Here is a 23,630-nt window from a genome sequence, read left to right on the forward strand (position 1 = left end):
AGAGACGAGGCGTGCACATGACCCGGTTGCCCGCCGCCGCCTGCTGTCCGCCGTGAGGCCCGCCGCGCGCTGAGCCGCGTGCCGCGGCCCGCCGCCGTACCCCGCCCGCCGCGCCGCTCCGGCCGGGCCCGCGCCGTATGCCCGGCCGTCCGTTCGTCCGTCCGTCCGAGGGAGCCGTCCCGGGCCCCCTTCGACGACCTCCCCGCTGCCCCCCGCGCCCGCCGCCCGGCGCCGCGCGCCTCCCGTCCCCCGCGCAGCCGAGCGGCCGCGCCCGAGCACGACAGGCACCTGGTCTTGCAGACACCGCCCCCGCCCCTGTCCGCGCGCCTGCGCGCCCTGCCCCGCCCGGCCTGGTCCGCCCCGAAGGTCCTCCGGGTGGAGGTGCTGGCCGGCCTCGTCGTCGGCCTGGCGCTGATCCCCGAGGCGATCTCGTTCTCGGTGATCGCCGGGGTCGACCCCAAGGTCGGGCTCTTCGCCGCCTGCACCATGGCGATGACCATCGCGATCGTCGGCGGCCGGCCCGCGATGATCTCGGCGTCCACCGGCGCCGTCGCCCTGGTCACCGCACCCGTCGTCCGCGAGCACGGGCTCGGCTACCTCATCGCGACCGTCATCCTCGCCGGCGTCCTCCAGATCGTGCTGGGCGTACTCGGGGTGGCCCGGCTGATGCGGTTCGTGCCGCGCCCGGTGATGGTCGGCTTCGTCAACGCCCTGGGCATCCTGCTGTTCACCGCGCAGATACCGAACCTGCACGACGTGCCGTGGGCGGTCTACCCGCTGGTGGCCACCGGGCTGCTGGTGATGGTGTTCTTCCCGCGCCTGACCCGGGCGGTGCCCGCGCCGCTGGTGTCCATCGTGATCCTGACGGTGTTCACGGTCGCGGCGGGCGTCGCGGTGCCGACGGTCGGCGACAAGGGCCGCCTGCCGTCGTCGCTGCCGGTGCCGGGGCTGCCGGACGTGCCGTTCGACACCCACACCCTGGCGGTGATCGCGCCCTACGCGCTGGCGATGGCGCTCGTCGGGCTGATGGAGACGCTGATGACCGCCAAGCTCGTGGACGACATCACCGACACCCGCTCGGACAAGACCCGCGAGTCCGTCGGCCAGGGCATCGCCAACATCGTCACCGGGCTCTTCGGCGGCATGGGCGGCTGCGCGATGATCGGCCAGACCATGATCAACGTCAAGAGCGGCGCCCGCACCCGGCTGTCCACCTTCCTGGCCGGGTTCTTCCTGCTGGTCCTGTGCATCGTGCTCGGGCCGGTCGTCTCGCACATCCCGATGGCCGCGCTGGTCGCGGTGATGGTGCTGGTCGCCTTCGGCACCTTCGACTGGCACTCGGTCAGGCCCGCCACCCTCAAGCGGATGCCGGTAGGCGAGACCGTCGTCATGGTCGTCACCGTCGCCGTGGTGGTGGCCACCAGCAACCTGTCGATCGGCGTCGTGGTCGGCACGCTCGCCGCCATGGTCGTCTTCGCCCGCCGCGTCGCCCACCTCACCGATGTCACCTCGGTCCTCGACCCGGACGGCGGCAGCGTCGTCTACGCCGTGACCGGCGAGCTGTTCTTCGCCTCCTGCAACGACCTGGTCACGCAGTTCGACTACGCCGGCGACCCCGACCGCGTCGTCATCGACCTCAGTGCCGCGCACGTCTGGGACGCCTCGTCCGTGGCGGCGCTGGACGCGATCACCACGAAGTACGCGGCACGCGGCAAGAGCGTGGAGATCGTGGGGCTCAACGAGCACAGCGCGCGGATGCACGGGCGGCTCAGCGGCGAGCTGACGGGGGCGGGCTGACCGGGGCGGGTCGAGGCGACCCGGCGGGCGGCGCGTCGGGCGGCCGTACGGGGGCGCGGGCGCGGGTTGCGGCAGGCGCATAGGATCTTGCTCATGGCGCAAAGCGAGGACGGGGAGCTGGACCGCCTGGTGCGGCAGCGGATCAGGGCACTGCGGGTGGCGCGCGGCTGGTCGTTGGAGGAGCTGGCCTCGCGGGCGCTGGTCAGCCAGTCGACGCTCAGCCGGATCGAGAACGGGCAGCGCCGCCTGGCGCTGGACCAGCTGGTCACGCTGGCCCGGGCACTGGACACCTCTCTGGACCAGCTGGTCGAGGCGGCGGCCGACGACGTGGTGAGCAACCCGGCGATCGACCCGGCCCACGCGCGGATGAGCTGGCCGATGAAGGGGTACCCCGGGATGAGCGTGATCCGGCAGCGGCTGACGGCGCCCCCGCCCGACGGCCCGGCCCGCACCCGTGCCCACCCGGGCCGGGAGTGGCTGGTGGTGCTGTCGGGCACCGCGGTGCTGCTGCTGGGCGACCGCCGGGTGCGGGTGGAGGCGAACCAGGCCGCGGAGTTCCCCACGATGCTGCCGCACGCCTTCGGCGCGGAGGGCGGCCCCTGCGACGTGCTGGGCGTCTTCGACCGCGACGCCCGCCGCGGCCACCAGCGCGGCGAGGCCGGATGAACACCCCGGCCGGCGGCGCCTTGCGCGGACGGCAGCAGATCCGGCGGATGTCTTGCGTACCCCGGGAAGGGCGCCGCCGGGCCCGGGGCACGGCCCTAGCGTGACCGTATGACCCACGCTTCCCCGCATGACCACCACCTCGCCCCGGCCCCCGGGCACACCGGCGCCCACGCCCACGGCCCCGCGCACACCCACGGCGGCACCCACGCCCACACCCACGGCCCGTCCGGTGCCGCGCCCGGCACCGACGACATGGCCGAACTGCTGGACCTGGGCGCGGAAGTCCTCGCCGGGCACACCGCGGAGATCACCGCCTGGCTGCCGGTCGCGGAGCCGCCGCGCCGCATCCTGGACCTGGGCGCCGGCACCGGGGCCGGCACCTTCGCGCTGCTGGCCCGCTTCCCGGCGGCGGAGGTGACCGCGGTCGACGCGTCGCCGGCCCACCTGGAGCGGCTGCGGGAGAAGGCCGAGGCGCTCGGGGTGGCCGGGCGGGTGCACACGGTGCCGGCCGACCTCGACGGGGAGTGGCCGGAACTCGACCGGCCCGACCTGGTGTGGGCGTCGGCGTCGCTGCACCACATGGCCGACCCGGCCCGCACCCTGCGCACCGTGTACGACCTGCTCGCGCCCGGCGGGCTGCTCGCCGTCGTCGAGATGGCGGGCTTCCCGCGGTTCCTGCCCGCCGACGCCCCGCAGGAGCGGCCCGGCCTGGAGGACCGCTGCCATGCCGCGGTGGACCGGCAGCACGCCGAGCAGATGCCGCACCGCGGCGCCGACTGGGGCCCGATGCTGGCCGCCGCCGGGTTCGCGGTCGAGGGCGAGCGGACGGTTCGCGTGTTCGTCGAGGGCGCGGCAGGGGCGGTGGGCGCGGCAGGGGCGGTGGGCGCGGACGGCGCGGAGAGCGCCGCGGACAGCGCCGTCGGCCGCTACGCGCTCGGCAGCCTGCGCCGCCTGCGCGAGGCGGTCGGCGCGGAGCTTCCCGCCGAGGACCTGCGGGCGCTGGACCGGCTGCTGGACACCGCCGGCCCGTCGAGCGTGCTGCGCCGCGGCGACCTCGCGGTCCGCACCGAGCGCGCCGTGTGGGCCGCCCGCCGCGCCTGAGCACCGCCGGCACCGTACGCGCCCCGCACCCCGCACGCCCCATGCGACGAAGCGCCGTTCCGCCGCCGGATGGCCGGAAACACGGTGTCGCGAAAGGCGTGTTACCCCGTCGTTAGGTCTCCGCCGGAACAGTGGCGGGCGAAGTGCCCGCCAGCCGGAAGGAGTTGCCATGTCGAGGGGGACCGGCACACCTGCCCGCCGCCGTACACCGTACGTCCCGGCGGAGCGGTAGGCGGTGCGCACCGTCAGGGAGGGCGTCCTCGGGGCCCGGGTGTCGATCGCCGCGCCCGACTCCGCGGACTTCGGCACCTTCCAGGCGGCCGGCCGCGCCGCGTTCGCGCTGCTGCGGCGGATCGAGGACGTCTTCTGCGCGCCCCGGCCCGGCGGTTCGGCCCGCCGCGTGTTCGAGGGGCTGCTCGGCGCGGCCGACCTCGGCGGGCCGCCGGAGGCGGGGGAGAGCCGCGAGGCCCTCGACCTGTGCGCGATGCTGCGGGCCGTGGGCGAGGGTGTCTTCGACGCGCTGGACACCACTGGCGCCTGGGACGCCAGCGGCTACGTGGGCGCCCCGGCCGGGGCACGGACCCCGGGCGGGCGGCGGCTCGACCCGCGCAAGGCGGTCCGCTGCTGGGCGGTGGAGCGCGCGAGCGACCTGCTGGCCGCCCGCGGGCTGCCCCGGCACCTGGTGAACGCGGGCGGCGACCTGCGGCTGCGCTCCGACGGGGGCACCGGCCCGGCCTGGCGGGTGCGGCTGGCCGACCCCGGCCTGACCGGCGGCCTGCTCGCCATGCTGGAGGTCCGCGAGGGCGCCCTCGCCACCTGCGCGGCCACCGGGCACGACCTGCCGGTGCGGATGCCCGGCACCGGCCGGCCCGCCGCCGCGCTCACCCAGGTGACCGTCATCGGCCCCGACCTGGCACGGGCCGACCTGTACGCCACCGCCGCGACCGCGCAGCCCACCACCGACCGCGCCCGCGCCTGGGTCGACGGCCTCGCCGCGAGCACCCCGTACGAGGCGCTGTGCGTCGACTCCCGCGGCCGCCTGCACACCACCGCCGGGCTCGCCGGCCGGCTGCGCCTGGAGGCCGAGCCGCTGCCCGAGCAGCCGGACCACCCGCCGCTGCGCCCGCCCGCGCGGACCGTCCGGCAGCGCCGCCCCGGCCCGCCACCGCCCGCGCCCGCCTGCCCGCCACCGCCCGCGGCCCCGTACGGCGGGCCGGCTCCGCGCCCCGGCACCGCCCCTGACACCCCGCACACATCGCTCGACCCGTCACCTGATACGCCGTCAGGTTCGCGGTCCGAGCCCGGCGGGAGCGGCCGGCCGACAGGATGAGGCCATGCGTATCCTGATTGTCGAGGACGAGCAGCGCCTGGCCGCCGTCATAGCCGAGGGACTGCGGGACCAGGGCATGGCCGTGGACGTCTGCCACGACGGCGCCGACGCGCTGGCGAAGGTGGAGCTGGGCGACTACGACGTCCTCGTGCTCGACCGCGACCTGCCCGGCCGCTCCGGCGACGAGGTCTGCGCGGAGCTGGCCGGCCGCCCCGAGCCGCCGATGATCCTCATGCTCACCGCCCTGTCGGGCATCGACGACCGGGTGGACGGCCTGACCCTCGGCGCCGACGACTACCTCGGCAAGCCCTTCTCCTTCGCCGAACTCACCCTGCGCGTCAAGGCGCTGGGCCGGCGGCGCGGCGCGCACGGCGTGACCCTGGTCCGCGGCGACCTGACCATGGACACGCTGCGCCGCACCGTACTGCGGGCCGGGCGGCCGGTCGCCCTGACCGCCAAGGAGTTCACGGTGCTGCGGCTGCTGCTGGCCGCGGACGGCGCGGTGCTCAGCCACGAGCAGCTGCTGGAGCGGGCCTGGGACGAGAACGCCGACCCGTTCACCAACACCGTGCGGGTCACCGTCAACCGGCTGCGCCGCAAGCTCGGCCCGCCCGACCTGATCGAGACCCTCGTCGGCGCCGGCTACCGGATCGCCCGGTGAACCTGCCGCGCCGCGCCGCCGCCCGGCTGCGCCGCCCGAACCTGACCCTCCGCGGACGCCTGACCCTCACCTACGCCGTGCTGTTCACCGTCGGCGGCAGCGCCCTGGTCCTGGCCATGACCACCGCCCTGTACGAGGAGATCTTCCGCCCGCTGCCCGCCTCCGAGGTCCCCGGCAGCCTCGACCCCGACCACGACAACTACATCGGGCTGTCCGACCAGATCCGCGACGCGGCCGCCTCACGGCTGCTGGTCATCGCGCTGCTGCTGCTGTCGGTGGTCGTCGCGCTGTCCGCGCTGGTCGGCTGGTGGGTCGCCGGACGGCTGCTGCGGCCGATCGCCGACATCACCGCCGCCGCCCGCCGCGCCACCGACGCGACCCTGCACGAACGGCTGCGGCTGACCGGCCCGCCGGACGAACTGCGGCAGCTCGGCGACACGTTCGACGAGATGCTGGAGCGCCTGGACCGGGCCTTCGACGCCCAGCGCAGATTCGTCGCCAACGCCAGCCACGAACTGCGCACCCCGCTCGCGCTGACCCGCGCGGCCGTCGAGGTCACCCTCGCCAAGCCCGCCGTCACCGAGGAGCAGTGGCGCACCATGGCCGCCGACGTCGCCGACGCCACCGGCAGCGCCCAGCGGCTGATCTCCGCGCTGCTGCTGCTCGCCCGCTCCGAGCAGGCCGCCGCCGACCTCGTCGAGGACGACCTCGCCGACGTCGCAGCCGAGGCGCTGGACCAGGTGGCGGGCCGGGCCAGGGCGCGCGGGCTGCGCCTGCGGACCGACCTCGAACCCGCCCCGCTGCCCGCCAACGTCGCGCTGCTGGGCATCGCGGTCTCCAACCTGCTGGAGAACGCCGTCCGCTACAACCGCGACGGCGGTCTGCTGCACGTCACCACCGCCCCGGCCGGCGACGGCACGGTGCGGCTGACCGTGGTCAACGACGGGCCCGCGCTGGACCCCGAGCGGGTGGAGAACCTCTTCGAGCCCTTCAACCGCGGCGACCGCACCCGGCGCCGCAGCGCCCCGGACGACCTGCCGGACGGCACGGGCCTGGGCCTGTCCATCGTGCGGGCCGTCGCCCGCGCCCACACCGGCACCGCCACCGCCCGGGCCCGCGCGGAAGGCGGCCTGAGCGTGGTCCTGGAGCTGCCGGGCGTACGGCCCGGCCACCGCACCTGAACCCGCGGGCGGCGCGGCCGCCGCCGTGGCACCGTGGAGGCATGTGCGGAAGGTACGTCGCCTCCCGGGCCGCCGCCGACCTCGCGGCCGCGTTCGACGCCGAGGTGCGCGTCAGGACCGGCGAGCAGGCCCCGGAGCCGAGCTGGAACGTGGCCCCCACCGACCCGGTGTGGGGCGTGGTGCAGCGCGCGCAGGACGACGAGCCCGAGCCCGTACGGCGGCTGCGGCCCCTGCGCTGGGGGCTGGTGCCGTCCTGGTCGAAGTCGCCGGCCGGCGGCGCCCGGCTGATCAACGCCCGGGCCGAGACCGTCCACACCCGGCCCGCCTTCCGCAAGGCGTTCACCGACCGCCGCTGCCTGCTGCCCGCCGACGGCTACTACGAATGGGAGACCCTCCCGGCGACCGCGCACCGCAAGGCCGTGAAGAAGCCGTACTACCTGCACCCGGCCGACGGCTCCCTGCTCGCGATGGCCGGGCTCTACGAGTTCTGGCGCGACCGGACCGACCCGGCGGGAGCGTGGCTGGTGAGCTGCACGGTCATCACCACCGACGCGACCGACTCCTCCGGCCGCATCCACCCGCGGATGCCGCTGACGATCGCCCCCGAGCACCACGCGGACTGGCTCGACCCGGCCCACCGCGACCCGGACGACCTGCGCGCCCTGCTCGCGCTCCCCTCCGGCGGCGACCTGGCCGCCCGCCCGGTCCCGCCCGCCGTGAACAGCGTCCGCAACGACGGCCCCGAGCTGATCACCGAGCTGCGCTGACCTCGCCGCCCAGGGTGCGGAGGCGGCAAGCCGGCCCTACGGCCGCGCGGGCAGGGTGACGGTGAAGACCGTGGCGCCCGGGCGGCTGCTGACCTCAGCGGTGCCGCCGTGCGCGGTGGCCACCGCCCGCACGATGGCCAGGCCCAGCCCGGCGCCGTGGGCCTCGGGCGCGGGGCCGGACGCCGAACCGGAGGCAGGACCGGAGGCCGGGCCGGGGTGGGTGGTGTGGTCGGCGCGGGCGAAGCGCTCGAAGACCGTGTCGCGCACGTCCGCGGGGATGCCCGGGCCGTCGTCCGCGACCTGGAGCCGGGTGGTGCCGTCCCGGTCCTGGCGCAGCCGCAGGGTGACGCGGGTGCCGGGCGGGGTGTGGCGGCGGGCGTTGGACAGCAGGTTCCCCGCGACCTGCTGGAGCCGCAGCCGGTCCCCGGCCACGGTGACCGGCTCCGCCGGCAGGTCCAGCTCCCACCGGTGGTCCGGGCCCGCGGCGCGCGCGTCGTCCACCGCGTCCAGCACCAGCCGGGTCAGGTCCACCGGCTCGGACGCCAGCGGCCGTCCCGCGTCGAGGCGGGCGAGCAGCAGCAGGTCGTCGACCATGCCGCCCATCCGCACCGACTCGGCGGTGATCCGCTCCAGCGCCCGCGCCACGCCCGGCGGCACCGGCCCGGGGTGCAGCCGCGCCAGCTCGGCGTGGCCGCGGATGGACGCGACCGGGGTGCGCAGTTCGTGGCTGGCGTCCGCGGCGAAGCGGCGCAGCCGCTCCTGGCTGGCGTGCCGCTCCGCGAGCGCGCCCTCCACATGCCCCAGCAGCCCGTTCAGCGCGATGCCGACCTGGCCGACCTCCGTGCGCGGGTCGGTGTCCGGCACCCGGTCCGGCAGCGTCACCTCGCCGCTGGCCAGCGGCAGCGCGGTCACGGCCGCGGCGGTGGCCGCGACCCGGCGCAGCGGCCGCAGCGACCACCGTACCCAGAACGCGCCCGCCGCGCCCGCCACCAGCAGCGCCCCGCCGAAGACGGCGCCCTCCACCGCAAGCAGCCGTGCCACCGCGTCCTGGACGCCGGCCAGCGGCAGCCCCGTCACCAGGACGTCGCCGTCGTCCCCGGTGACCGCCCGGACCCGGTAGTCGCCCAGCGCCGACAGGTGCAGCCGGTGCACGCTGCCGTCCGCCGGCAGCCCGGCGAGCGCCGCCTTGTCGCCCGCCGTCAAGGTCACGGAGGTGCCCGCGCCGGAGTGCACCGCACCGGCCGCGGTGACCTTCCCGTCCAGCAGCCGGGCGCCGAAGGTGCCCGGCACCTGCCGGCGGGTGTCGCCGTGCGGGTTGTCCGCGTCGGGCTCGCCGCGCCCGTGGTGTTCGAGGCTGGCCGGGAACGTCCCGCCGGCCTGCGCGATCTGCTGGTCCAGCCGCTGGGTGAGGAAGGAGCGCAGGGTGAGGACCGCCGCGAGCCCGACGGCGGCGCAGCTCACCGCGAGCAGCACCACCAGGCCCCAGATGAGCCGGGCCCGCAGGGTGCGCGGCCACCACCGGGACCCCGGGCGCCACCACCGGCCCCCCGCGCCGGGTCCGGACCCGGACCACCTCACCGCGGCGCCGCCTTCAGGACGTACCCCGCCCCGCGCACCGTGTGGATCATCGGCTCCCGGCCCGCGTCGACCTTCCGCCGCAGGTAGCTGATGTACAGCTCCACCACGTGCGCCTGGCCGCCGAAGTCGTACGACCACACCTGGTCGAGGATCTGCGCCTTGCTCAGCACCCGGCGCGGGTTGCGCATCAGGTAGCGCAGCAGCTCGAACTCCGTCGGCGACAGCTCCACCGGCTCGCCGCCGCGGGTCACCTCGCGGGCGTCCTCGTCCAGGGTGAGGTCGCCGACCACGAGCTGCGCCGAGTCGTCGCGGGCCCGCGTCATGCCCGCCCGGCGCAGCAGCCCCCGCAACCGGGCCACCACCTCCTCCAGGCTGAAGGGCTTGGTGACGTAGTCGTCGCCGCCCGCCGTCAGCCCGGAGATCCGGTCCTCCACGGAGTCCCGCGCGGTGAGGAAGAGCACGCACACGTCCGGCCGGACCGCCCGCAGGCCGCGCAGCGCGGTCAGCCCGTTGCCGTCGGGCAGCATGACGTCCAGCACCACCGCGTCCGGCCCGAAGTCGCCGGCCTGCGCGAGCGCGGTCGCCACGTCGCCGGCGGTGCGCACCTGCCAGCCCTCGTAGCGCAGCACCCCGGCCAGCACCTCGGTGAGGTCCGGCTCGTCGTCGACGACGAGGACGCGGATCGGGGTGCCGTCGGGCCGGGTCAGGGGCGCCGGCCGGGCGTGGGGCGCGGGCCGGGCGCGCGGTGCGGAGTCCATGGTCACTCCAGCATCCCTCTCGCCGCGGCCCGCGCCACCCCGTTCCGGCTCTGAGTCCGCTGTGGATCTGCCGCGGCAGAGCCGGTTGAGAGCAGGTTCAGAGCTGACTGAGAGGTTCCGGCCGCACAGTGGCCGTGCACGGCGAGGAAAGGACGCACGGCATGACCACCACCTACGACCCGCGCACGACCAGGCACGCCGCCGCCCCCGCGGCGCGGCGCTCGCCGGCCGCGTGGGTGCTGCTGCTCAGCTGGGCGGGGGCGGCCGCAGTGCTCGCACTGTGGTGGCAGGACACCGGCTCCGTGGTCGGCACCGCGGACTGGCTGCTCGGCGCGGGCCGCATCGCCGGGCTGCTGTGCGGCTACTCCTGCGCGCTGCTGATCGGCCTGATGGCCCGGGTGCCGGTGCTGGAGCAGGGCGTCGGGAGCGACCGGGTGGCCCGCTGGCACGCCTCGCTCGGCCGCTACACCGTGTGCCTGCTGCTCGCGCACGTCACCCTGGTCCTGTGGGGCTACGCCGTACAGGCCCACAACGGCGTGGTGGGCGAGACGACCACGGTCGTGCTGACCTACCCCGACATGCTCAAGGGCACCATCGGCGGGGCCCTGCTGATCGCCGTCGGGGTGGTCTCCGCCCGCGCGGTGCGCCGCAAGGTCCGCTACGAGACCTGGTACTACCTGCACCTGCTGACGTACCTGGCGGTCTTCCTCGCCTTCTGGCACCAACTCGCGCTCGGCGCCGACTTCTCCTCCCACCCGCTCGCCCGGGCCTTCTGGTACGCGCTGTACGCCGCGGCCGCCGCCGCGGTGCTCTGGTACCGCATCGCGGCGCCGCTGCGGCTGAACCTGCGGCACCGGTTGCGGGTCGCCCAGGTGGTGCGGGAGACCCCCGAGGTGGTGTCGGTGATCGTCACCGGCCGGGACCTGGGCCGGCTCGCCGCCCGGCCGGGGCAGTTCCTGCGGTGGCGGTTCCTGGCCCCCGGACTGTGGTGGACCGCCAGCCCCTACTCGCTGTCCACCGCGCCGCGCGCGGACCTGCTGCGGATCACCGCCAAGGAGGTCGGCGACCACAGCCAGGAGCTGGCCCGGCTGCGGCCGGGCACCCGGATCTGGGCCGAGGGCCCGTACGGCGCGCTGACCGCGGACCGCCGCAGCCGGCCGAAGGTGCTGCTGCTCGCGGGCGGCGTCGGGGTGACACCGCTGCGCGCGCTGTTCGAGGCGCTGCCCGCCCGCCCCGGCGACCTCACCCTGATCTACCGGGCCCGCACCGCGCAGGAGCTGGCGCTGCGCGGCGAGTTGGAGGCGATCGCCCGCAACCGCGGCGCCCGCCTGCACTACCTGCTCAACGACGCGGACGGCCGCAGCCCGCGGCTGACCGCCGGCTTCCTGCGCGAGGCCGTACCCGACCTCGCCGGGCACGACGTGTACCTGTGCGGGCCGCCCGGCATGGCCCGCGCGTCGTACGAGGCGCTGCGCGCGGCCGGGGTGCCGGCCCGCCACATCCACCACGAGTCCTTCGAACTGTGAGCCGGTGAGACGTCCGTGAACACCCTTTCCTCCCGCCCGATGCGGCGGATCGCGCTGAGCGTCGCGGTGACCGTCGGCGGGGTGCTGCTCCTGCTCAGCCTCAAGCCGCACAGCACCGCGGTGGCCGTGGCCGGCACCCCGAGCGGCGGCGGCGCCGCGCCCGCGCCCGCGCCGTCGGCCTCGGCGACCGCCCCGGCGACGTCCCCGGCGACCTCGCCCGCCACCGGCGGCTCCACCGCCACCCGCAGCGTGACCGGCGACACCATCCAGACCCGCTACGGGCCCGTGCAACTGCGGATCACCGTCAAGAGCGGCAAGATCACCGCGGTCACCGCCGTCCAGATGCCCACCAACAACCCGCGCGACGAGGAGATCACCGGCTTCGCCGTGCCCCAGCTCACCCAGGAGGCGCTGTCCGCGCAGAGCGCGAGGATCGACACCGTCTCCGGCGCGACCTACACCAGCGAGGGCTACATCCAGTCCCTCCAGAGCGCCCTCGACAAGGCCGGCCTGTGACGGCGGCGCACCGCCCGGGCACCGGCCCGCGGCTGCGGCGGGTCGAGCACACCATGGGCACGGCCTTCTCCTTCGCCGTCCGCGGCGCCGGGCCGCGCACCGCCGCCGCCCTGGACGCCGCGGTGGCCTGGCTGCGCCACGTGGACGCGACGTTCTCGACGTACCGGCCCGGCAGCCAGATCAGCCGGCTCGCGGCCGGCTCGCTCGCGCTGTCGGCGTGCTCGCCCGAGGTGTGGGAGGTGATGCGGCGGTGCGAGGCCGCCGAGCGGGAGAGCGACGGCTGGTTCACGGCCGCCTACCGCGGCGGCTTCGACCCGACCGGGCTGGTCAAGGGCTGGGCGGTGGAGCGCGCGGCCGCGATGGTTGCCGCCTCCGGCGCGGACACGGTGTGCGTCAACGGCGGCGGCGACGTCCAGGTGCACGGCGGCCCCTGGCGGATCGGGGTCAGCGACCCGCTGCGCGCGGGGCAGTTGGCGACGGTCGTGGACGCCGACGGCGACCTCGCGGTGGCCACGTCCGGCCCGGCCGAACGCGGCTGCCACATCCTCGACCCGCACACCGGCCGCCCCCCGGCCGGGGCGCTCGCCTCGCTCACCGTGGTCTGCCGCGGCCTGACCGACGCCGACGCCCGCGCCACCGCCGGCTACGCGATGGGCGCCCTCGCCCGGGAGTGGCTGGCCGAACTCCCCGGCACCCGCGCGTTCGCGGTCACCGCCGACGGCACCACCTGGCACACCCGCGGCCCGGACAGCGCCCTCACGGGGCGGCCGTCGCCAGCGCACGGTTGAGCTGGAGCACATCGACCCGCCGCTCGCCGAGGAAGCCCAGTTCCCGTCCCTGGACATGGGCGGCGACCAGGGCGCGGACCGCGGCCGGGCGCAGCCCGCGGGCCCTGGCGACCCGGGCGGCCTGCTCGTAGGCGTAGGCGGGGGAGATGTCCGGGTCGAGCCCGGAGCCGGAGGCAGTGAGGGCGTCGGCCGGCACCGCTGCCGGGCGCACCCCGTCGAACGCGGCGACCGCGGCCCGGCGCGCCTTGATCGTCCTCACCAGCTCCGGGTTGTTCGGGCCGAGGTTGGACGCGCCGGACGCCAGCATGTCGTACGACCCGGCCGACGGGCGGGGCTGGAACCACCGCGGGTCGGGCGCCCCCGCGGCACGCCCGCCGCCGGGCGGCAGGTCGAAGCGCTGCCCGATCAGGCGCGAGCCGACCGGCCGCCCGTGGGCCGCCACCAGCGAGCCGTCGGCGCGGTGCGGGAACGCGAGCTGCGCGATGCCGGTGACGGCCAGGGGATAGGCGACCCCGGTGATCACCGTCAGGACGACCAGCAGGCGCAGGGCCGCGACGTACTGCCGTACGACGGCCGACAGGGGGTGGGGCATCGGAGCGCTCCTTCGCTGCTGCCGCGGGTCCGGCCCGGTCAGCGCAGCCCGGGGACGAACTGCACGACGAGGTCGATGAGTTTGATCCCGGCGAAGGGCAGCACCAGCCCGCCCAGGCCGAAGACCCAGATGTTGCGGCCGAGCAGGGCGGCGGCCGAGGACGGCTTGTAGCGCACCCCGCGCAGGGCCAGCGGGATCAGGGCCACGATGATCAGCGCGTTGAAGACGATCGCCGAGGTGATCGCGGAGGTCGGGCTGTGCAGCTTCATGATGTTGAGCTTGTCCAGGCCCGGGTACACCCTGGCGAACATCGCGGGGATGATCGCGAAGTACTTGGCGACGTCGTTGGCGATGGAGAAGGTGGTCAGCGCCCCGCGGGTGATGAGGAGCTGTTTGCCGATCTCGACGATCTCGATGAGCTTGGTCGGGTTGGAGTCCAGGTCCACCATGTTGCCGGCCTCCTTGGCGGCGGAGGTGCCGGTGTTCATGGCGACGCCGACGTCGGCCTGGGCGAGGGCGGGGGCGTCGTTGGTGCCGTCGCCGGTCATGGCGACGAGCTTGCCGCCGGCCTGTTCGCGGGTGATGAGGGCCATCTTGTCCTCGGGCGTGGCCTCGGCGAGGAAGTCGTCGACCCCCGCCTCGTCGGCGATGGCCTTGGCGGTCAGCGGGTTGTCGCCGGTGATCATGACGGTGCGGATGCCCATCCGGCGCAGCTCGTCGAACCGCTCCCGCATACCGGCCTTGACCACGTCCTTCAGATGGATCACCCCGAGCACCCGCGCGGTCGGCGCGCCCTGCCCGACCAGCACCTCGCCGACGACCAGCGGGGTGCCGCCGCTCGCGGAGATGCCGTCGGCGATCTCGCCGACCTGCGGCGGCGGCTGCCCGCCGGCCTGCCGCACCCAGCCGAGCACCGCCGCTGTGGCGCCCTTGCGCAGCTCCCGCCGCCGCGGCCCGGCCAGGTTCACGCCGCTCATCCGACTCTGCGCGGTGAACGGCACGAACTCCGCGCCCGCCAACTCGCCCTCGCTGCGGCCGCGCAGCGCGTGCCGCTGCTTGGCGAGCACCACGATCGACCGGCCCTCGGGGGTCTCGTCGGCGATCGAGGACAGCTGGGCGGCGTCGGCCAGCTCCTGTGCGGTGACGCCCTGGGCGGGCAGGAAGTCGGCGGCCTGCCGGTTGCCGAGGGTGATGGTGCCGGTCTTGTCCAGCAGCAGGGTGTTGACGTCGCCGGCGGCCTCGACCGCGCGGCCGGACATCGCCAGCACGTTGCGCTGCACCAGCCGGTCCATGCCCGCGATGCCGATCGCCGACAGCAGCGCCCCGATCGTGGTCGGGATCAGGGCGACCGCCAGCGCGGCCAGCACCACGACCGACTGCTCGGCACCCGCGAACACCGCGAACGGCTGGAGGGTGACCACCGCGACGAGGAAGACGACGGTGAGCGAGGCGAGCAGGATGTTCAGCGCGATCTCGTTCGGCGTCTTCTGCCGCGCCGCGCCCTCCACCAGCGCGATCATCCGGTCGATGAACGTCTCGCCGGGCCTGGAGGTGATCTGCACGACGATCCGGTCCGACAGCACCCTGGTGCCGCCGGTCACCGCGCTGCGGTCGCCGCCGGACTCGCGGATCACCGGCGCCGACTCCCCGGTGACCGCCGACTCGTCGACCGAGGCGATGCCCTCGACGACGTCGCCGTCCCCGGGGATGGTCTGCCCGGCCTCCACCACGACGTGGTCGCCCAGGCGCAGCCCCGTGGCCGACACCTCCTCCTCAGTACCGGCCGATGCCGCGGAGGAGGTACCGGGCCGCCAGTCGGCGATGCGCCGCGCGGTGGTGGCGGTCTTGCTCCGGCGCAGCGTCTCGGCCTGCGCCTTGCCGCGCCCCTCGGCGACCGCCTCGGCGAGGTTGGCGAAGACGACGGTCAGCCACAGCCAGGCGCTGATCACCCACGGGAAGACGCCCGGGTGCCGGATCGCGGAGTAGGTGGTGAGCAGCGCACCGACCTCGACGACGAACATCACCGGGTTGCGGTACAGCACCCGCGGGTCGAGCTTGCGCAGCGCGCCCGGGGTGGAGCGCAGCAGGAGCCCGCGGTCGAGCAGACCGGCCGAGACCCGGCCCTCCGGCTGCCCGCCGCGCTCCGGCGCGGGCTCCTCACCGCCGTCCTGCGGTCCGTTCCCGGGCATATCAGCGCAGCCCTTCCGCGAGCGGTCCCAGCGCGAGCGCCGGGAAGTAGGTGAGCCCGACCACGATGAGCACCACCGCGGCGAGCAGGCCGACGAACTGCGGCCGGTGGGTGGGCAGGGTGCCCGCGGTGACCGGCACGGACTGCTGCCCGGCCAGCGAACCCGCCAGCGCGAGCACGAAGACCATCGGCAGGAAGCGCCCGAAGAGCATCACCAGGCCGAGCACGGTGTTGTACCAGGTGGTGTTCACCGACAGCCCCGCGAACGCCGAGCCGTTGTTGTTCGCCGCCGACGTGAACGCGTACAGAACCTCGGAGAAGCCGTGCGGACCGGAGTTGAGCATCCCGGCCCGCTCGCCGGGCAGCGCCATCGCGATCCCCGTACCGACCAGCACGATCGCCGGCGTCGTGAGGATGTACAGCGACGCGAACCTCATCTCGCGGCTGCGCAGCTTCTTGCCCAGGTACTCCGGGGTGCGCCCGACCATCAGCCCGGCCACGAACACCGCGACGACCGCGAGGATCAGGATCCCGTACAGGCCCGAGCCGGTGCCGCCGGGCGCGATCTCGCCCAGCATCATGTTGAACAGCGCCATCCCGCCGCCGCCGGGCGTGTACGAGTCGTGCGCGGAGTCGACCGCGCCGGTCGAGGTCAGCGTCGTGGACGCGGCGAACAGCGCCGAACCCCAGATCCCGATGCGCTGCTCCTTGCCCTCCGTCATCCCGCCGGCCGCGTGGCCCGCCGAACTGCTCACGCTGTGCAGCTCGTTGGCCGTGATCAGGGCGACGGACGCCGCCCAGAACAGCACCATCACCGCCACGAGGGCGTAGCTCTGCCGCCGGTCGCCCACCATGACGCCGAAGGTCCGCGGCAGCGCGAAGGCGACCACCAGCAGCAGGTAGGTCTCGATCAGGTTGGTCAGCGCGGTCGGGTTCTCGAACGGGTGGGCGGAGTTGGCGTTGTAGAAGCCGCCGCCGTTGGTGCCCAGCTCCTTGATCGCCTCCTGCGAGGCGACCGGCCCGCCGGTGATGCCCTGGTGGCCGCCCGCGAGGGTGGTGACGTCGTGGACGCCGTGCAGGTTCTGGATGACGCCGGCCGCGGCGAGCACGAGCGCGAAGACGAAGGCGATCGGCAGCAGCACCCGCAGCACGATCCGGGTCAGGTCCACCCAGAAGTTGCCCACCCGGTCGGTCCCGGTCCGGGTGAAGCCGCGGACCAGCGCGGCGACCACCGCGACGCCGACCGCCGCGGACGCGAAGTTCTGCACCGCCAGGCCCGCCATCTGCACCAGGTGGCCGAGCGCCGTCTCACCGGAGTACGACTGCCAGTTGGTGTTCGTCACGAACGACGCGGCCGTGTCGAACGCCTGGTCGGCCTTCATCGTCGGGGTGCCGAGCGCGAGCACCAGATGGCTCTGCACCCGCAGGAAGACGTAGAGGAACAGCACGGACACCGCGGAGAACGCCAGCACGCTGCGCAGGTAGGCCGGCCAGCTCTGGGTGGCGTCGCCGTCCATCCCGCCGGCCCGGTAGACCAGCCGCTCCACCCGCGAGTGCCGCGTGGTGGACAGGACATGCGCCATGTAGTCGCCCAGCGGGCTGAAGGACGCGGCAACGGCCGCCACCAGCACCAGGATCGCCAGCCAGCCGCCCAGGGTGTCGCTCACTCAGAACCTCTCGGGGAACAGCAGACACACCACCAGGTAGACCACCAGGCCCGCGGCGACCACCAGGCCGAGGATGTTGTCCGCGCTCACAGCCGGCCGACCCCGCGCGCGATCACGCCCAGCAGGGCGAACACCACGACGGTCAGGGCGATGAAGACGACGTCCGCCATCGTCGGAGTGCACCTCGCTCGTGTGAAGTCCGCCCGGGCGCCTGCGCGACGACCGTGCCTGACGCGGCCTGTCCGAGGCTGTACGGTCCGGAATGTCCCGACTGCGTTCCGACGTTAGCGGAGACCGGTGGCGCCGACCGCCCACCACACGGCGGCCGACGGGGTGAATCCCACCGGCGGGCGGATGACCGCGACGGGGCGCGTGGTAGGCGCGCGCCGCCGCGGCCGCCCTGCGCCCGGCCGCCGCTACCGGTCCGCGGCCGGCACCCGCGGGGCGTGCAGCAGCCGGCCGTGCGCGGCGGCCGCGTGCGTGACCACGCACACGTCGATGTCGTCGCCGGAGCCTTCCACGATCACCTCGCCGATGCCGCGGCTGAACAGCCGGCGCAGCCGGCTGCGCCGGGTGGCGCCGACCATGATCTGGCTGGCGCTGACCTGCCGGGCGAAGTCGAGGACGGCCACGGCCGGATCGCTGCCGGTGACGGTGTGGCAGGTGCCGCCCAACTCCTCCACCAGGGCCCGCTGGTCCTCCGGCAGGTGCCCGGCAGCGGGGGAGAGGCTGTCGTCGGACCGGACGTGCACCGCGAGGAACTCGCCGCCCGCGCCGCGCGACGCGGTGCGCTTCGCGCGGCGGATCAAGGTGGCGCCCTCCGGCCCGCCGGACAGCGCCACCAGCACCCGCTCCCGGGTGGCCCACGGCCGCTGGATGCTGTGGTCGTGGCGGTAGCGCTGGAGCGCCTCCTCCACCCGGTCGGCCGCCCACAGCAGCGCGATCTCGCGCAGCGCGCTGAGGTTGCCGGCCCGGAAGTAGCGGGTCAGCGCCGCCTCGGCCTTGTCCTTCGGGTAGATGTTGCCGTGCGCCATCCGGCGGCGCAGCGCCTCCGCGGACATGTCCACCAGCTCGATCTGGTCCGCGCCGCGTACCACGTCGTCCGGGACCGTCTCGCGCTGCCGGGCACCGGTGATCTGCTCCACCACGTCGTTGAGCGACTCCAGGTGCTGGACGTTGACGGTGGAGACCACGTCGATGCCCGCGTCCCGCAGCTCGTCGATGTCCTGCCACCGTTTGGCGTGCCGCGAGCCGGGAACGTCGGTGTGGGCCATCTCGTCGACGAGCGCGACCTGCGGGTGCCGGGCGAGGACCGCGTCGAGGTCCATCTCCGTGAACGGGCAGCCGCGGTACTTCATGGCCCGGCGCGGCACCGCCTCCAGGCCCTCCGCCATCTGCCGGGTCAGTGGCCTGCCGTAGTCCTCCGCGAACGCGACGACCACGTCGGTGCCGCGCGCGGCGCGCCGGTGCCCCTCGCTGAGCATCGCGTACGTCTTGCCGACGCCCGGCGCCGCCCCGAGGTACACCCGCAGGGTTCCGCGCGCCACGGCTGCTCCCTCCTTGCCGCCCTCCTCCAGCCTCCCACTCCTCCCGCGGCGCTGGAAAAGCCCCGGTACGGCGGGAGGAGGGGGAGGCGCGGGCGGGCGGCGCGCCCGGGGTCACGCGTCGGCGCGGGTCCCGCGGTCGGCGGGCTCCTCGGAACGCGCCGTGGAGGAGGCCACCACCCCGCGCGGCGGTGTGACCGCCCCGGTGATCAGCGCCGCGACGCAGAGCAGGACGGACACGGAGGTCAGGGCGCGCAGCACGCTCAGGTGGTCGGCGAGCAGGCCGATGGAGGGCGGCCCGGCGAGGAACGCGCAGTAGCCGACCGACGCGATGACGCTGACCCGGCCGGCCGCGTACTGCGGCTCGTCGGCGCCCGCGCTCATGCCGACCGGGAAGCCCAGCGAGACCCCCAGGCCCCACAGCACCGTGCCGAGGAAGGCCAGCGGCGTGGCGGGCGCGAAGACGAACAGCAGCGAGCCCGCGATGCCGAACGCGGCGAGCACCCGCAGCACCGGCACCCGGCCGTACCGGTCCAGCAGCGTCGGCCCGAACCACCGTCCGACCGTCATCGTGGACAGGAAGGCCGCGAACGCCAGGGTGCCGACCAGGGCCGACGTGTCGTAACCGTCGATGGTGGCGATCCCGATCCAGTCGTTGCCGGTGCCCTCGGCGAACGCGAAGGCCAGCACGAACACGCCGATCAGCAGCGTGCGGGGCTCGCGCCAGGCCGCGAGCGGACCGCGCGCGGCGGGCGCGGGGCCCTCGGCGCTGTCCTCGCCGGCCTCGCCGTCCGGACCGGAGTCCTCGGCCGGGGCGGCGTCGATCAGGAAGGACCGCGACCCCCAGGGCACGGCCACCGCGATCGCCGCCGCGGCCAGCAGCAGGTGCGCGGTGACCGGGACGTGCAGCGCGACCATGCCCGCGCCGATCAGCGCGCCCGCGACCGTACCGAGGCTGTAACCGGCGTGGAAGCGGGACATGATCGAGCGGCCGAGGTGCTTCTCGACCAGCGCCCCGTGGACGTTCATCGCCACGTCCCACGCGCCGGTGCCGAAGCCCAGCAGGAACAGGCCGACCACCACCGGGGCGGTGCCGTGGGAGTAGCCGACCGCCACGACCGACAGGCCCACGCACAGCAGCAGCGACATGAAGGCCACCGTGTTGCGCGTGCCGGCCTTGTGGATCACCGGCCCGGCCAGCGGCAGCGCGATGATCGAGCCGGCGGCGATGGCCAGCAGCACCAGGCCGAGCCTGGCCGGCGACAGGTCGAGGTGGTCGCGGACCTGCGGCAGCCGCGAGGCCCAACTCGCGAAGGCGAGACCGCAACCGGTGAAGGCGACGTAGGTGCCGATGACGGCACCGCGTATCCGGTCCGGTGCGGGCACGCCGGCGGTGGCGGGAAGGGACGGCATGGGTGGCAGCTCCGTGGGAGATCGTCGTCGGGCTGCCGCTGTTCCCCTACCTCGCCAGCCGATCCACCGTAGCAGCACCCGGACGGTGTATCGGCCCTGGTCGGCAGCTTTTTCGGGCCCGGCCGGCAAAGTTTCCCCGGCCGGTTGGCGGCCGGTTCGCGGCCGGTTCGCGCCGCTCTCTACGCGGGTGGCGGGGCGGTGGTGGCGCGGACGGTGAGGCGGACCGGCAGCATCGTGGTCTCGGGGACGGCGGCGCCCTGGAGTTTGGCCATCAGCAGGTCGACCGCGCGGGCGCCGACCTCCGCGCTGGGCATGGCGACCGACGTGATCGGGGTGGCGGCCGGCTCGGCGATCTCGTCGGGGCAGATCGCGGCGACCGAGATGTCCCGCGGCACCCGCAGCCCCAGCGCGGCCAGGGCCGCCAGGAGCGGCTGGACGATCGGCTCGTTGTGCACCACGACCGCCGTCAGGTCCGGGTGGTCGCGCACCAGTTGCCCGGCCAGCGCGTGCGCCGCCACGGGCGTGTCCACGCACGGGTGCACCGAGGAGGCCAGGCGGTGCCGGTCGGCGGCGGCGGTGAAGCCCGCCGCCACCCGCCGCGCGAAGCCGGTCCCGCGGACGTACACCTCCGGGTGCGAGCCGACCAGCGCGACCCGGCGGTGCCCGAGCGCGGCCAGGTGGTCCACGCACACCTCCGCCGCCTGCCGGAAGTCCAGGTCCACACAGGTCAGTCCGGCCGTCTCGGCCGGGTAGCCGATGAGCACCGAGGGCTGCGCCAGGGTGCGCAGGAGCGGCAGCCGGCGGTCGTCGAGCTCGACGTCCATGATCACGAACGCGTCCGCCATCGCGCTGTGCGAGACCCGCAGCAGCCCCTCCTCGCCCTCGCTCTGGGTGAGCAGCAGCACGTCGTGGTCGTGGTCGCGGGCGGCGGTGACCACCGACGTCGCGAACTGCATGACCACCGGCAGGTGCATGCCCTTGCGCAGCGGCAGCACCAGCGCCAGCACCCGGGCCCTGCTGCTGGCCAGCGAGCGGGCGCCGGCGTGCGGCCGGTAGCCCAACTCGCGGATGCTGCGCTCGATCCGCAGCCGCGTCTCCTCGGAGATCGGCCGCTTGCCGCTGAGCGCGTAGCTGACGGTGCTCGGCGAGACGCCCGCGTGCGCCGCGACGTCAGTGATCTTGACCATGGTGCTCCCTCGGCCGGTGGCCCTCCGTGCGGACGTCCGTGCCCGGACGCATCTCAGCGGCCCGGCAGATCGATGCTGAGGCTGCGCGTGCCGGCCGCGGCCCGGGCCGCGCCGCCGCCCGCGACCGCCACGCCCCACGGCGCCGACGCGTCGGAGACCTCGGCGCGCAGCACGTCCCCGTCGCGGACCACCACCGCCGTGAGCGCCGCCCCGCCGTCCGGGCGCGGCACCCGCACCTCGGTGCGCTGCCCGTCGGCCGGGCGGAAGACCCGCAGCGTCACGCCGTCCGCCCAGTCGCCGTCGGGGCGGTCGTCGGCCGCCGCCACCGGTACGACGGCGCCGGGGCGGACCAGCAGCGGCACGCTGTCGTAGCCGTGGGTCTCCCGCACCCAGCAAGGGCCGGTGACCTCCTCGCCGGTGGTGAAGTGCGTCCAGGTCCCGGCCGGCACGTAGTACGCCACGTCGCCGGCCGGCGAGAGCACCGGGGCGACCAGCAGGTCGCCGCCGAGCATGTACTGCCGCTCCAGGTGGCTGCACGCCAGGTCGCCGGGGAACTCCAGCACCATCGCGCGCATCACCGGCACGCCCTCGGTGTGCGCCTGGTACGCGGCCTGGTACAGGTAGGGCATCAGGCGGTGCTTGAGCCGGGTGAAGACGCGCAGCACCTCCACGGCCTCCTCGTCGAACAGCCACGGGGCGCGGTAGGAGGACGAGCCGTGCAGCCGGCTGTGCGAGGAGAGCATCCCGAAGGCGATCCACCGCTTGAACAGGCCGGCGTCCGGGCGCCCTTCGAAGCCGCCGATGTCATGGCTCCAGAAGCCGAACCCGGACAGCCCCAGCGACAGGCCGCCGCGCAGCGACTCGGCCATGGACACCCAGGTCGACTCGCAGTCGCCGCCCCAGTGCACCGGGAACTGCTGGCTGCCCACCGACGCCGAGCGGGCGAAGACCACCGCCTCGGCCGCGCCGCGGTGCTCGCGCAGCAGCTCGAAGACGGTCCGGTTGTACAGGTAGGCGTAGTAGTTGTGCATGCGCTCGGGGTCGGCGCCGTCGTGGTAGACCACGTCGGTGGGCACCCGCTCGCCGAAGTCCGTCTTGAAGCAGTCGACGCCCATGTCCAGCAGGGTGCGCAGCTTGCCGGCGTACCAGGCGCGGGCGGCGGGGTTGGTGAAGTCCACCAGCGCCATGCCCGGCTGCCACAGGTCCCACTGCCACACCGCGCCGTCCGGCCGCCGCAGCAGGTAGCCGGCCGCCTTGCCCTCGGCGAACAGCGGGGAGCGCTGGGCGATGTAGGGGTTGATCCACAGCGAGATCCGCAGGCCGCGCTCCTTCAGCCGGCGCAGCATGCCCTCCGGGTCGGGGAAGACCCGCGGGTCCCAGGCGAAGTCGCACCAGTTGAACTCGCGCATCCAGAAGCAGTCGAAGTGGAAGACCGACAGCGGCAGTTCGCGCTCGGCCATGCCGGAGACGAAGCCGGTGACGGTCTGCTCGTCGTAGGAGGTGGTGAAGGAGGTGGTCAGCCACAGCCCGAAGGACCAGGCCGGGGGCAGCGCCGGGCGGCCGGTGAGCGCGGTGTACCTGCGCAGGATCTCCTTGGGGGTCGGCCCGTGGATCACGTAGTACTGGAGGTGCTGGCCCTCGGTGCTGAAGCCGACCCGGGAGACCTGCTCGGAGGCGACCTCGAAGGAGACCCGGCCGGGGTCGTCGACGAAGACGCCGTAGCCGTCGTCGGTGAGGTAGAAGGGGATGTTCTTGTAGGCCTGCTCGCTGCTGGTGCCGCCGTCGGCGTTCCAGATGTCGACGCTCTGCCCGTTCCTGACCAGCGGGCCGAAGCGCTCGCCGAGGCCGTAGACGCTGGTGCCGACGGACAGCCGGAGCTGCTCGCGGACGTAGTGGCGGCCGTCGGCGGTCGTCATGAAGCCCATGGACTTCGGGCCGGAGCCGGTCAGGGTGCGGCCGCCCGCGGTGAAGTCCATCGCCCACTGCTCGCCGCGCCCGAAGCGCACGCTCAACGCGCCGGAGGTCAGCGAGGCCTCCTCGTCGGTGACGGCGACCTCGGGGGTGTCGCCGGTGGTGGCCAGCGCGAAGTGCGGCTGCCGGGGCCGCCCGCCGTCGAAGTGGGTGATGCGCACACCGATCACGTCCGGCATGGGCGCGGTGCACTCCACCGTGACCAGCGGCCCCTTGAGCAGGTCACCGCGGTGCCGGACGGGCTGGGTGGGCGCGTGCACGGTCAGCGTGCCCGGGCCCGCGGTGGCGTCGAGCACCTGGGCCGGGTGGGCCGCGGTGACCCCTTCGCGCAGCAGCCAGTAACCGTCGGTGAACTTCATCGTCAGGGACCCTTTCTGATAGGGCGACCGGTACGCGAGG

General features: G+C 75.0%; 20 protein-coding genes. 10 read left to right on the forward strand and 10 right to left on the reverse strand.

What is annotated here, in order from left to right:
* Positions 1 to 294: 294 nt before the first annotated feature.
* The 7 genes from AC3EVP_RS25490 (at position 295) to AC3EVP_RS25520 (ending at position 7,503) form a co-directional block, all read left to right on the forward strand.
* Positions 295 to 1,797, forward strand: coding sequence for a SulP family inorganic anion transporter (locus tag AC3EVP_RS25490; protein ID WP_435133451.1), 1,503 nt, complete (start codon positions 295 to 297; stop codon positions 1,795 to 1,797).
* A gap of 93 nt (positions 1,798 to 1,890) precedes the next feature.
* The gene (locus AC3EVP_RS25495) at positions 1,891 to 2,463 is read left to right on the forward strand and encodes a helix-turn-helix domain-containing protein (protein WP_335972782.1); all 573 of its coding nucleotides are present in this window, start codon (positions 1,891 to 1,893) and stop codon (positions 2,461 to 2,463) included.
* 108 nt (positions 2,464 to 2,571) lie between these two features.
* A complete protein-coding gene (locus AC3EVP_RS25500) occupies positions 2,572 to 3,564 on the forward strand; it encodes a class I SAM-dependent methyltransferase (RefSeq protein WP_435133454.1) in 993 nt (330 codons plus the stop codon).
* A 235-nt stretch (positions 3,565 to 3,799) separates the two neighbouring features.
* Positions 3,800 to 4,894 (forward strand): FAD:protein FMN transferase, encoded by a 1,095-nt coding sequence (locus AC3EVP_RS25505; RefSeq protein WP_435133457.1) that lies wholly within the window; start codon positions 3,800 to 3,802, stop codon positions 4,892 to 4,894.
* A gap of 4 nt (positions 4,895 to 4,898) precedes the next feature.
* Entirely contained in the window at positions 4,899 to 5,555 is a 657-nt protein-coding gene (locus AC3EVP_RS25510; RefSeq protein WP_335972766.1) for a response regulator transcription factor, read from the forward strand.
* A complete protein-coding gene (locus tag AC3EVP_RS25515) occupies positions 5,552 to 6,736 on the forward strand; it encodes a sensor histidine kinase (protein WP_435133461.1) in 1,185 nt (394 codons plus the stop codon). The genes AC3EVP_RS25510 and AC3EVP_RS25515 overlap by 4 nt, the downstream gene beginning before the upstream one ends.
* Before the next feature lie 41 nt (positions 6,737 to 6,777).
* The gene (locus AC3EVP_RS25520) at positions 6,778 to 7,503 is read left to right on the forward strand and encodes an SOS response-associated peptidase (protein ID WP_335972759.1); all 726 of its coding nucleotides are present in this window, start codon (positions 6,778 to 6,780) and stop codon (positions 7,501 to 7,503) included.
* A gap of 36 nt (positions 7,504 to 7,539) precedes the next feature.
* On the opposite strand, the gene AC3EVP_RS25525 is transcribed toward AC3EVP_RS25520, so the two are convergent.
* Both AC3EVP_RS25525 and AC3EVP_RS25530 read right to left on the reverse strand, forming a co-directional pair.
* Entirely contained in the window at positions 7,540 to 9,006 is a 1,467-nt protein-coding gene (locus AC3EVP_RS25525; protein WP_435133553.1) for a sensor histidine kinase, read from the reverse strand.
* Positions 9,007 to 9,077: 71 nt separating this feature from the next.
* Complete coding sequence (locus AC3EVP_RS25530) at positions 9,078 to 9,839, reverse strand: response regulator transcription factor (RefSeq protein WP_435133464.1); 762 nt, start codon at positions 9,837 to 9,839, stop codon at positions 9,078 to 9,080.
* A gap of 161 nt (positions 9,840 to 10,000) precedes the next feature.
* Here AC3EVP_RS25530 and AC3EVP_RS25535 point away from each other — a divergent pair, with 161 nt between their 5' ends.
* The 3 genes from AC3EVP_RS25535 to AC3EVP_RS25545 are packed head-to-tail and all read left to right on the forward strand — an operon-like array spanning position 10,001 to position 12,669.
* Entirely contained in the window at positions 10,001 to 11,365 is a 1,365-nt protein-coding gene (locus tag AC3EVP_RS25535; protein ID WP_435133467.1) for a ferredoxin reductase family protein, read from the forward strand.
* 39 nt (positions 11,366 to 11,404) lie between these two features.
* Positions 11,405 to 11,881, forward strand: a complete 477-nt coding sequence (locus AC3EVP_RS25540; RefSeq protein WP_435133556.1) for an FMN-binding protein — start codon at positions 11,405 to 11,407, stop codon at positions 11,879 to 11,881.
* A gap of 53 nt (positions 11,882 to 11,934) precedes the next feature.
* The gene (locus tag AC3EVP_RS25545) at positions 11,935 to 12,669 is read left to right on the forward strand and encodes an FAD:protein FMN transferase (RefSeq protein ID WP_435133559.1); all 735 of its coding nucleotides are present in this window, start codon (positions 11,935 to 11,937) and stop codon (positions 12,667 to 12,669) included.
* Here AC3EVP_RS25545 and kdpC read toward each other — a convergent pair.
* From kdpC to yicI, 8 genes are all read right to left on the reverse strand, one after another.
* The gene (gene kdpC / locus AC3EVP_RS25550) at positions 12,638 to 13,261 is read right to left on the reverse strand and encodes a potassium-transporting ATPase subunit KdpC (protein WP_435133469.1); all 624 of its coding nucleotides are present in this window, start codon (positions 13,259 to 13,261) and stop codon (positions 12,638 to 12,640) included. The genes AC3EVP_RS25545 and kdpC overlap by 32 nt on opposite strands.
* Before the next feature lie 38 nt (positions 13,262 to 13,299).
* Positions 13,300 to 15,450 (reverse strand): potassium-transporting ATPase subunit KdpB, encoded by a 2,151-nt coding sequence (gene kdpB / locus AC3EVP_RS25555; protein WP_435133472.1) that lies wholly within the window; start codon positions 15,448 to 15,450, stop codon positions 13,300 to 13,302.
* A gap of 1 nt (position 15,451) precedes the next feature.
* Positions 15,452 to 17,116 carry a potassium-transporting ATPase subunit KdpA gene (gene kdpA, locus AC3EVP_RS25560; RefSeq protein ID WP_435133475.1) on the reverse strand — a complete coding sequence of 555 codons (1,665 nt, stop codon included), beginning with the start codon at positions 17,114 to 17,116 and terminating at the stop codon, positions 15,452 to 15,454.
* Positions 17,117 to 17,206 (reverse strand): K(+)-transporting ATPase subunit F, encoded by a 90-nt coding sequence (kdpF, locus tag AC3EVP_RS25565; protein ID WP_435133478.1) that lies wholly within the window; start codon positions 17,204 to 17,206, stop codon positions 17,117 to 17,119. It lies immediately after the preceding gene.
* Positions 17,207 to 17,532: 326 nt separating this feature from the next.
* Positions 17,533 to 18,663, reverse strand: a complete 1,131-nt coding sequence (locus tag AC3EVP_RS25570; RefSeq protein ID WP_435133481.1) for a universal stress protein — start codon at positions 18,661 to 18,663, stop codon at positions 17,533 to 17,535.
* Between the two features lie 111 nt (positions 18,664 to 18,774).
* Complete coding sequence (locus AC3EVP_RS25575) at positions 18,775 to 20,073, reverse strand: MFS transporter (RefSeq protein WP_435133484.1); 1,299 nt, start codon at positions 20,071 to 20,073, stop codon at positions 18,775 to 18,777.
* Between the two features lie 179 nt (positions 20,074 to 20,252).
* The gene (locus AC3EVP_RS25580) at positions 20,253 to 21,260 is read right to left on the reverse strand and encodes a LacI family DNA-binding transcriptional regulator (protein WP_435133487.1); all 1,008 of its coding nucleotides are present in this window, start codon (positions 21,258 to 21,260) and stop codon (positions 20,253 to 20,255) included.
* Positions 21,261 to 21,313: 53 nt separating this feature from the next.
* On the reverse strand, positions 21,314 to 23,590 hold the full coding sequence (gene yicI, locus AC3EVP_RS25585) for an alpha-xylosidase (protein WP_435133490.1): 2,277 nt from the start codon (positions 23,588 to 23,590) through the stop codon (positions 21,314 to 21,316).
* Positions 23,591 to 23,630: the final 40 nt, after the last annotated feature.

It is taken from the genome of Actinacidiphila sp. bgisy144 (genome assembly GCF_057708105.1).